At 50.7% G+C, this 10,443-nt stretch carries 9 protein-coding genes; 6 read left to right on the top strand and 3 right to left on the bottom strand.

The window, feature by feature from the left end:
- Window positions 1-91: 91 nt before the first annotated feature.
- A complete protein-coding gene (locus C2I18_RS26780; RefSeq protein ID WP_249902263.1) occupies window positions 92-679 on the bottom strand; it encodes a sugar O-acetyltransferase in 588 nt (195 codons plus the stop codon).
- A 167-nt stretch (window positions 680-846) separates the two neighbouring features.
- Between C2I18_RS26780 and C2I18_RS26775 the strand changes: the two genes are divergently transcribed.
- The 4 genes from C2I18_RS26775 (at window position 847) to C2I18_RS26760 (ending at window position 6,231) form a co-directional block, all read left to right on the top strand.
- Window positions 847-1,521: a response regulator transcription factor gene (locus tag C2I18_RS26775; RefSeq protein WP_249898738.1), complete on the top strand. Its 675-nt coding sequence runs from the start codon at window positions 847-849 to the stop codon at window positions 1,519-1,521.
- Entirely contained in the window at window positions 1,518-2,591 is a 1,074-nt protein-coding gene (locus tag C2I18_RS26770) for a sensor histidine kinase (RefSeq protein ID WP_249898737.1), read from the top strand. Before C2I18_RS26775 ends, C2I18_RS26770 begins: the two co-directional genes overlap by 4 nt.
- Window positions 2,592-2,713: 122 nt before the next feature.
- Window positions 2,714-4,465 carry an ABC transporter ATP-binding protein gene (locus C2I18_RS26765; protein ID WP_249898736.1) on the top strand — a complete coding sequence of 584 codons (1,752 nt, stop codon included), beginning with the start codon at window positions 2,714-2,716 and terminating at the stop codon, window positions 4,463-4,465.
- The gene (locus C2I18_RS26760; RefSeq protein ID WP_249898735.1) at window positions 4,465-6,231 is read left to right on the top strand and encodes an ABC transporter ATP-binding protein; all 1,767 of its coding nucleotides are present in this window, start codon (window positions 4,465-4,467) and stop codon (window positions 6,229-6,231) included. The genes C2I18_RS26765 and C2I18_RS26760 overlap by 1 nt, the downstream gene beginning before the upstream one ends.
- 82 nt (window positions 6,232-6,313) lie before the next feature.
- Here the strand turns inward: C2I18_RS26760 and cls are convergent, their stop codons facing one another.
- Window positions 6,314-7,756 (bottom strand): cardiolipin synthase, encoded by a 1,443-nt coding sequence (cls, locus tag C2I18_RS26755; RefSeq protein ID WP_249898734.1) that lies wholly within the window; start codon window positions 7,754-7,756, stop codon window positions 6,314-6,316.
- 167 nt (window positions 7,757-7,923) lie between these two features.
- Here cls and C2I18_RS26750 point away from each other — a divergent pair, with 167 nt between their 5' ends.
- Together C2I18_RS26750 and C2I18_RS26745 are read left to right on the top strand one after the other, a co-directional pair.
- A complete protein-coding gene (locus tag C2I18_RS26750; RefSeq protein ID WP_249898733.1) occupies window positions 7,924-8,628 on the top strand; it encodes a response regulator transcription factor in 705 nt (234 codons plus the stop codon).
- On the top strand, window positions 8,609-10,024 hold the full coding sequence (locus tag C2I18_RS26745; RefSeq protein ID WP_249898732.1) for a sensor histidine kinase: 1,416 nt from the start codon (window positions 8,609-8,611) through the stop codon (window positions 10,022-10,024). Before C2I18_RS26750 ends, C2I18_RS26745 begins: the two co-directional genes overlap by 20 nt.
- Before the next feature lie 63 nt (window positions 10,025-10,087).
- Here the strand turns inward: C2I18_RS26745 and C2I18_RS26740 are convergent, their stop codons facing one another.
- Entirely contained in the window at window positions 10,088-10,432 is a 345-nt protein-coding gene (locus C2I18_RS26740) for an Asp23/Gls24 family envelope stress response protein (protein ID WP_249898731.1), read from the bottom strand.
- Between the last annotated feature and the right edge of the window lie 11 nt (window positions 10,433-10,443).

Below are 10,443 nucleotides of genomic sequence, written 5' to 3'. Positions count from 1 at the left end.
GCAGGAAATACAATTAAACACCGCCCCCTCCCACCGTCTCCTTCCGAAAGAGTGCTGAGTGTGGGGTTCCGGAAGTTACATATTTCTGTCATCAACCCCGCGGGTATTTATCCTTGTCCGCCTCCGTAATCTCCCTGATCACGCGGCAGGGATTCCCTGCAGCAATCACCCCGGAAGGGATATCCTTGGTCACTACGCTGCCGGCCCCAATAATGGTATCATTGCCGATGCTGACTCCCGGGAGCACTGATACCCCGCCTCCGATCCACACATTGTCCCCTACTGTAATCGGAAGAGCTACCTCCAGTCCCATGTTACGCTGCTCCACATCAATCGCATGCCCGGCGGTGTAAAATCCGCAGTTCGGTGCAATGAATACATAGTCTCCAAACGAAATTTTGGCCGCATCCAGCATTACACAATTATGATTCACGTAAAAGTGCTCACCGATCTCAATATTGTATCCCTGGTCGCAATAAAACGGCTGCTCGATCAGAAACTCTTCCCCGGTCTTGGCGAAAAGCTTGCGGATCAGCTCTTTCCGCTCCTCTAATTGTCTTGGACGCAACCGGTTATAGTCGTAACACCGCTCTTTGGCCTGAAGACGCTCCTCCACCAGCTGCTTGTCATTGTTATTATCGTATAATAGTCCCTTTTGCGCTTTTTCCTTTTCCGTCATCGTCATCGCGGCTGCACTCTCCTGTTCATATTATCAGTGCATTATAGTTCGCTCCCCCAGGCAAGTCAATTTTCCGTTCACCCGCGGCGCCTGCTCCCCCAAGCCTGTTCTATCCCCTGAAAAGATGATACTATGGCTCTGATACCCTTTAGACATGGAGTGAAAATATGATCAGCATTCTCGTAGTGGAAGATGACAGGCATGTGAGAAGACTTCTTGAAGCTGTTCTTAGACGTGAAGGCTATGATGTGTATACGGCCGAGGATGGCTATAAGGCGCTTGATATACTGGAAGTACAGCATATTGATCTGATCGTGCTTGATATTATGATGCCGAATATGGACGGCTATGAATTTGCGGCGGAACTGCAGGCATCCAACAGTACGATCCCGGTTTTGATGGCTACGGCCAAGCATCTCCCCGAGGACAAGAAAAAAGGCTTCCGCCTGGGCACCGACGATTATATGACCAAGCCGATTGATACCGAGGAAATGCTGCTCCGGATTCAGGCCTTGCTCCGCCGTTCGCAGATTGCAACCAGCCGCAAGCTGGTGGTCGGCAAAGTGATTCTGGATTATGAGGCGTTGACGGTTACCCGGGAGGACGAGAAGCAGACTCTGCCGCAAAAAGAGTTCTACCTGCTGTACAAGCTGCTCTCCTATCCCGACCGGATCTTTACCCGCATCCAGCTCATGGACGAAATCTGGGGCATGAACAACGAAAGTGTGGACACCACTGTAAACGTGCATATTAACCGCCTCCGCAAGCGGTTCGAGCATTATCCGGATTTTGAACTGGTGTCTGTGCGCGGCCTCGGCTATAAGGCGGTGAAGAAGGTTTGAGCAAAAGCAGAATACGCAGCAGGATCAGCATGAAGCTGGGCAACCGGCTCAGCCTGCCCATCACTTTTTCCATAGCGGTATTTCTTATCTTTCTGATTACGGTGAGCACTACGTGGCTGCTGTTCTTTCTGGCGGATGTCACCGGCCTGCTGAATGAGGCGATCATCAGGGACGGTACCGTCTTTCCTATATTGATCCTGATTGCCTGTATCCTGATCGGTACAGTGATTTCAATGTTCGCCAGCCGCAAGATGGTCAAGTCGATCCAGACCTTTATCAATGCAACCGACCGCCTGGCCGGAGGCGACTTCTCTATGCGCCTGCAGCTGACCAGCCCGCCGGAGTTCCGGATTCTGTCCGAGAACTTTAACCGCATGGCCGAAGAGCTTGGCGGCATCGAGATTCTGCGCACAGATTTTGTTAATAACTTCTCCCATGAATTCAAAACCCCGATTGTATCGATCAAAGGGTTTGCGGAGATTCTGAAATATGATGACCTCTCCAAAGAGGAACGGGATGAATATCTGGATATTGTCATTGAGGAATCGGCCAGGCTGGCTTCGCTCGCCTCCAATGTGCTGGAGCTGTCCAAAATTGAAACCCTGTCGATTCTGAGCAACAAGCAGCGCTATAACGTCGGGGAGCAAATCCGCCAATGTGTGCTGCTGCTTAACGCCAATCTGGAGAAAAAGCACCTGTCGCTGAACCTGAATATCCAGGATTATGAGCTGGCCGGGAACAAGGAGCTGCTGAATCAGGTCTGGCTCAACCTGCTCGATAATGCGATCAAGTTCACGCCTGAGCAGGGCGAGATTGAGGTTGGCATGAAGAGACACGGGGATATGCTTGAAATGCTGTTCCGGGACAACGGCAGCGGCATAGCTGCGGACGCCATCCCCAAAATCTTCGATAAGTTCTACCAGCAGGATACCTCCCACTCCACTGCCGGCAACGGGCTTGGACTTACGATTGTACACAAAATCATTACGCTGCACGAAGGCACCATTCAATGCACCAGCTCCCCGGGACAGGGAACGACGTTTACTGTTACATTGCCCGCCGGGCTATAAATGAAGTCTTGAAAGAACCGGATGGTTCTTTCAGGGCTTTTTCTTTTTTCAGAAAAGTTAATTTTCAGTTTATCTTCCTCCGGTATGATACTGGCAACATCACATAAAGGAGCCGCAACTCTATGATCAAATTACTTAAGAATCTGACAGCAAAGGAATGGACCTTATTCGGAATCAGCGTCCTCTTCATTGTTGCCCAGGTATGGCTGGATCTGGAACTCCCGGATTATATGGCCGACATTACCCGTCTGATCCAGACACCGGGAAGCGAGATGAGCGAGATTATTGCCACCGGCAGCTGGATGCTGCTCTGTGCACTGGGAAGCTTAGCCACTTCAATTATAGTAGCAGGTATTGCCGCCAAAATTGCCGCTAACTTCTCTTCCAGACTCCGTTCCAAGTTGTTCAACAAAGTCCAGTCCTTCTCCATGGAGGAAATCAACAGCTTCTCTACGGCCAGCCTGATCACCCGTTCGACAAATGATATTATGCAGGTGCAGATGCTGATTGTCATCGGACTGCAGGTGATGGTAAAAGCGCCTATCCTCGCGGTGTGGGCGGTGCTCAAGATTACCGGCAAGAGCTGGGAATGGTCGCTCGCAACCGGCGCTGCCGTCGGACTGCTGATCGTTATCGTCGGCATCTGTATCCTGCTGGTACTGCCTAAATTCCAGAAGCTGCAGCAGCTGACAGATAACCTGAACCGTGTAGCGAGGGAGAGCCTTACCGGGCTTCGCGTCATCCGCGCCTATAATGCCGAGAAATATCAGGAAGATAAATTCGGCGAAGCGAATAATGAACTGACCCGGACCAATCTTTTTGCGCAAAATGTATTAGCCACCCTCATGCCCGGCATCACTCTCATTATGAGCGGACTGAGTCTGGCGATCTACTGGATCGGTGCAGTCATGATTCAAGGTGCTGATGCCACTGCAAAAATGGGCTTGTTCTCAGATATGATCGTATTTTCTTCCTATGCCCTGCAGGTCGTCATGGCCTTTATGATGCTGATCATGATCTTTATCCTGCTGCCGCGTGCCCAAGTATCCGCGAAAAGAATCAACGAGGTGCTGGATACCCGGCCAAGCCTGGCCAACGGAACGATTACCTCTTCTCCTTCCGATCTGGTCGGCGAAGTGGAGTTCAAAAATGTCAGCTTCAAATATCCGGATGCCGAGGAGTATGTCCTCCAGGATATCAGCTTTACAGCCAAAAAAGGTGAAACTGTTGCCTTCATCGGTTCAACCGGTTGCGGAAAGAGCACTGTCGTAAATCTGATTCCGCGCTTCTATGATGCCACGTCAGGTGAAGTGCTGGTCGATGGCTTGAATGTAAATCAATATGAGCAGAGCGCCCTGCGCAACAAAATGGGTTATGTCTCCCAAAAAGCGGTCCTGTTCGGCGGTACAGTAACCTCCAATATCGCCTTTGGCGATAACGGCCGGGATGTCACCTCTGATGTAGTGGATGCCGTGTATACCTCGCAGGCTTCGGATTTTGTCGAGAAAATGGAAGGCAGCTACGACGCGCAAATCGCCCAGGGCGGTGCCAATCTGTCCGGCGGACAAAAGCAGCGGCTGTCGATTGCCCGGGCGATCGCGCGGCGTCCTGAAATTCTGATTTTCGACGATTCCTTTTCTGCGCTGGACTATAAAACAGACCGCAAGCTGCGCAGTGAGCTGAAAAAGGAATCCCGCGGAACCACAATGCTTATCGTTGCCCAGCGGATCGGTACGATCAAAGATGCCGACAAAATTATTGTCCTGGAAGCAGGACGGATCGCGGGTATGGGCACGCATGATGAACTGATGCAGTCCTGCAGCATCTATCAGGAAATTGCGTACTCGCAGCTGTCGAAGGAGGAGCTTGCCTAATGGATACCCAAAAGAATAAAGAGCAAAATAACACCTGGAGCAAACTGCTCAATTATTGCCGGAGCCATATTCCCATTATTCTGATTGCCGTGATCAGTGCGGCTGCCGGAACCGTATTGACCCTGCTGGGACCGGATAAGCTGTCGGAGATGACCGACCTGATTACCGAAGGCCTTGCCGCCGGCATCGATATGGACGCAGTCACCTCTATCGGACTCTTTCTGGTCTTCATCTACGCCTTAAGCGCCATCCTGTCGCTGGCCCAGGGTCTGATTATGTCAAATGTTACGCAGAAGGTCTCCAGAAGCTTGAGAAAAGACCTGTCCCGTAAAATGAACAGGCTGCCGATCTCTTACTATAATAAATCTACAACCGGTGATATCCTGTCCCGGGTAACCAATGATGTCGATACCATCGGTCAGGCCCTGAACCAAAGTGTCGGAACGCTGGTCACTGCCCTCGCCCTGTTCATCGGATCGATCATTATGATGTTCAAAACCAATGTGCTCATGACCCTGACAGCTATTGCAGCTACAGTCATCGGCTTTGGCCTGATGGCGGCAATTATGAAGAAATCGCAAAAGTATTTCCAGAGCCAGCAGGATTTTCTGGGCAAAATTAACGGTCATGTGGAGGAAGTCTACACCGGGCACACTGTAGTCAAAGCTTATAATGGCGAAGCGCAAATGCGCGGGGAATTCGATGCCTTGAATCAGCAGCTGAAGGACAGTGCGTACAAAGCGCAATTCCTCTCCGGTCTTATGATGCCGATCATGACGTTTATCGGTAACCTGGGTTATGTGGCCGTCTGCGTCGTCGGTGCGGTGCTGGCCATTAACGGATCGATTTCGTTCGGGGTGATTGTGGCCTTCATCATGTACGTCCGTTTCTTCACCCAGCCGCTTGCGCAGATTGCCCAGGCCGCACAGAGTCTGCAATCCGCTTCCGCTGCCAGCAGCCGGGTATTTGAATTCCTGGATGCCGAGGAAATGGAGAATGAGGACAGCAAGCAGAGCCGGCTGGCAACCGCTGCGGGCAAAGTGGAATTTGAACATGTAAAGTTTGCTTATGAAGGCTCTGACAATCTTGTGATCAAAGATTTCTCAGCCCGTGTGAAGCCCGGCCAGAAAATCGCGATCGTCGGTCCAACCGGCGCCGGTAAAACAACGCTGATCAACCTGCTGATCCGCTTCAACGAATTAACGGGCGGGGAAATTTACATTGATGATACACCGGTCAGCAGCCTGACGAGAGAGAATATTCATGATCTGTTCTGCATGGTGCTGCAGGATACCTGGCTGTTCGAGGGTACGATCAGAGAAAATCTCGTATACAACAAAACAGGCGTAAGCGATGCGGAAATAGAAGCCGCCTGCAAATCTGTAGGTCTGCACCACTTCATCCAGACGCTTAGCGCAGGTTATGATACGGTCCTGAATGATAAAGTCAACTTGTCCGCCGGCCAGAAGCAGCAGCTTACGATTGCCCGGGCCATGCTGAAAAATGCGCCGATGCTCATTCTTGATGAAGCGACCAGCTCCGTCGATACAAGAACAGAACTGCTCATTCAGCAGGCTATGGATAAGCTGATGGAAGGAAGAACCTCCTTCGTTATCGCACACAGACTTTCTACCATTAAGAATGCCGATGTCATCCTAGTGCTTAAGGATGGCGATATTCTCGAAAGCGGCAGCCATACAGAGCTGCTCGCGGGGAACGGCTTCTATGCCGAGCTGTACAACAGCCAGTTTGAACAGGCCTCCTAATTCTTCATTCTGGCGGTTCACTGCAAAACTAAAAGGCCAAGCTCTTGTCCGGACTAGTGACAAGAGCTTGGCCTTTTTGGTATTACAGAATCGGAGATAATAATCTCGCGATCGCTTCTTTGAACTTAAGCAAATTCGGCCGTGCCTCGTAGCGCTGAAGTGTCAGCTCCGAGCAGGACAGACTGTCCTTCAGGAACAGGTCATGCAGCTCGGTAGCGATCTTTTCATCACAGACAAGCGCATTGACCTCAAAATTCAGCCGGAAGCTGCGGGTGTCGATATTCGTAGTTCCGACAGAGGCGATCTCCTGGTCCACCACGATCGTCTTGGCATGCATGAACCCCTTCTCATATTGCAGGATTTTGACGCCGTAAGGCAGCAGTTCACCGGCATGCGCCAAAGTCGCGGAATAGACGAACATATGGTCAGGCTTGTTCGGAATCATAATGCGGACATCTACGCCGGAGAGCAGCGCGATTTTGCAGGCATCCATAAAGCTTGCATCCGGTATGAAGTACGGTGTCTGGATATAGATGCTTCTTTTGGCAGAGGCGATCAGCTTCAGGTACATGTTCTTGAGATGCTCCGTCTGGGAGTTCGGTCCGCTGGAGATGATCTGCACCACGCTGCTGCCTGTATGTTTCTCTGTGCGGAAGGCCAGCTGCTCGGGATGCATATCATGACGGTTCGCCGCCTTGTTCCAGTCCAGCAGAAACCGGCCCTGAATCTGGTCAACGGCACCCCCTTGTATTCTGAAATGCGTGTCCCGCCAGTATCCCATTTTCTTATCCAGGCCCAGGTACTCATCCCCGACGTTAAATCCGCCGATATAAGCAATCGTGCCGTCAATAATGCACAGCTTCCGGTGATTGCGGTTGTTGATCCGCAAGTTAATCAGCCGGAAGATGGACGGGAAAAAGACCTCTACCTTACCGCCATGAGCGATCACATCCTTGAAAAAAGAGCGGTTAATCAGCCTCGAGCCGATCTCATCGTACAGAATGCGCACTTGAACGCCGGCTTTTGCCTTGATCGTCAGCTCATCGCGGAGTTTGGTTCCCAGCTCATCGGGCTGCCAGATATAGTACTGTATATTGATTTCCTGATTGGCACCGCGGATATCATTGATCAGTGAATTGAACTTGTCCTGCCCGTCTTCAAAGATCTCAATTTCGTTATCCAGTGTGATGAGCGCATTGGACGACCGCAGATTCATCTTCAGCAGGTTCGCATATTTGGCGGTAAGTCCGCCCATGTAATCAACCGTCATCACCTGCTCATCCACTGCGGACTGCAGATAGATCCGTTCTTCTGCGCTTAGCTTATAGAAGTTTTTCTGTTTGAGCTGCCGGCCGAAGAAGACGTAGAAGAGAAATCCGAGTAATGGAATGAAGAACAGGACCATCAGCCAGGCCCAGGTCGACCCGATGTCCCTGCGCTCAATAAAGATGACAACTCCCGCCAAAATAATATTGAGTAAGGTTATGATAGAAAGTATGAGTGTGAACAGGCTGCCGGATTCCAATTAGTGTGTGCTCCCTTCAAATATATATTTTGCAAGTAAGTTGTGCGGTATTTAGAATTGTAGGTATCTTCCACATTCCGGTCAAGCACAATATTTAAGTAATCTTTAGATTCGGTTTAGGTTGAATAAAGCTTGATGCGCTAAAAATGTACTAGGGAGGGATTGCTTTGTACTCAATTCTTATAGCTGACGATGAACCGGAAATTGTGGAGCTGCTCCAGCTCTATCTGGAAAAGGATTTTCATATATTAAAGGCAGCCAATGGTAAAGAGGCCTTGGGCATAGTTAATACCGAAGCTGTGGATCTGGCGATCCTCGATATCATGATGCCGGAAATGGATGGCCTGCAGCTGCTTAAAAATATCCGCCGTACCTGCCACATCCCTGTTCTGTTATTATCGGCAAAAAGCCAGCACCATGATAAGATTCTCGGTCTTGAGCTTGGGGCGGATGATTATATCTCCAAACCGTTCAATCCACTTGAGGTGGTTGCCCGGGTGAATGCCATGCTGCGCAGAGTCCATCATTTCGATGTCCCCCAAGCCGGGAAGGAAACCGTCAGCACCCTCGTGCTCGGAGATCTGTCGCTGGATATCAGCACATGCGTCCTGCATGTCGCCGGAGAACCGGTGGTGCTGACCTCGACGGAATTCAAGATTCTGAAGCTGATGATGGGTGAGCCCGGCAGAGTCTTTACGCGCAAAAGAATCTATGAAGCGGTGTGGGAAGACTTCTACATGTATGAAGATAACAGCATTATGGTGCATATCAGCAATATCCGTGAAAAAATCGAACGGGATTCCAAAAAGCCGGAATATCTAAAAACCATTCGAGGATTGGGGTACAAAATGGATGCGCCTGTGGAGAGATAGAAGTAAGCGGCCGCTGCAAACGTCTCTTGCCTTTGACTTTTTACGTTTTTTTCTGATTATTGTGGTCATCGTGCTTGCTGCGTACCTGTTCATTCAGATCGATGTCACCCGTAAAATCAAGGACTATATGATTGCTGATCCCGATCTGAAGCCTGAGGCCAGCCTTTATTCGGACAACCCCTACACCGGACCAGAAACCGGAAAGCTGCTCGGCAGCGGGGGCTGGCTGGAAGTGCTCAATCAGGACAAAACCCTTATAGATGTGATCGGAGCCAAAGCTGACACCGCGCAAAGCTATACCGAAGAACAGCTGTACGGGCTGCTTGAGAACGGCCCGCAGCAGCAGTATTACTATTCATTAACCCGTTATGAGGATCAGGGAACCGCAGCATGGCTGCTGCTCAAAATTCCCCGCAACCGGATTGAGATCACCATTAACAGCTACCCCTTCCAGTCCCAGTTGAATCAGCCGGTAACCTTCTATATTTTATCCGGCACGATTGTCATGCTGCTGGTAGTTGTCGGCTACAGTTATTCCGTGGCCCGGAGAATACGCAAACCGCTCAGAACGGTCAGTGAGGGTCTGAATGAAATGATTCAGGGCAATTACAGCACACGGATTATGGTCGATGCCGAGGAGGAGTTCATCCAGATCGGTGAGCGGTTCAATTACATGGCTGACGTGATCGAGACCACCACCGAGGCGCGGCGGCAGGCGGAAGAGAGCAAACAGCGGATGATTATGGATCTCTCCCATGATCTGAAGACGCCGATTACGAGCATTCAGGGCTATGCGCAGGCGCTCTATGAAGGCCGGGTTACGGACCCCGAGCGGCAGCGGAAATATCTGACCTATATCTACAACAAGTCTTCCCAGGTGACGAAGCTGATTCAGAATATGGTAGAGCTGCTGAAGACCGATTCACCGGATTTCCTGCTCAAGCTGGGGCGTTATGATCTGGGGGATTTTCTGCGGGAGATTATTGCCGATACTTACGGCGAGATTGAACAGAACAGCTTCACTCTGCATTTCAAAGTGCCCGAGCATGCGATATATGCCCGTTTTGACCCGGAGCTGCTCTCCCGCGCCGTTCATAACCTGATCAGCAATGCCCTCACCTATAATCCTGCGGGAACGGAGCTGCGCATTGAGCTTATTCCGGGGAACCAGCGGGTAGCCATCGAAATTGCGGATACGGGCATCGGGATTTCCCCTGAGCTCAGGGCGGTGATCTTTGATCCGTTTGTCCGGGGGGATGAAGCCAGAACAGCTTCCGGGGGAACAGGCCTGGGGCTTGCGATTGCGCTGAAAAACACCGAAAGAATGGGCGGTACGCTGAAGCTCGGCAGCAGCCCTGCGGAAACAACTGTTTTTACGATAGAAATTCCTGTATGATAAAAATTCCCGCAAGGTGGAGCTTTGCTTCGGCCCCAATACAGAAAAACCGGAATCGTTCGCCTAACCAGGGTTAGGGACGATTCCGGATACTGTGATGTGGACCTCGGAGACGATGAAGCCGGTCATTTTTTCCACATGACTCTTAATGACATGCTGCAGCTTCCTGGAGATTTCGTGCAGGGGAGTTCCGAGTCTCAGGACAGGAAAGATGCGGATAGATACACTCCCGTCCTCAATGGTAAGGTTCACGGCTTTATAGAAGTCTGTTTTATTTTTACGTTTGGTTGAACCCTGCATCAGTGCCATGACCTCTTGGATCTCCTCTATCGCCTTGCCGGCAATCTTGGTGATTGTCCGGTTGGAAATGGCCACTCTTCCTATATAATCGCTGTGTGCAGTAGTCATCTTAGTCCCTC

The sequence above is a fragment of the Paenibacillus sp. PK3_47 genome (assembly GCF_023520895.1).
Taxonomy (GTDB): domain Bacteria; phylum Bacillota; class Bacilli; order Paenibacillales; family Paenibacillaceae; genus Paenibacillus_AQ.
Note: the sequence above shows the minus strand (reverse complement) of the source record. Positions and strands in the feature narration are given on the sequence as shown.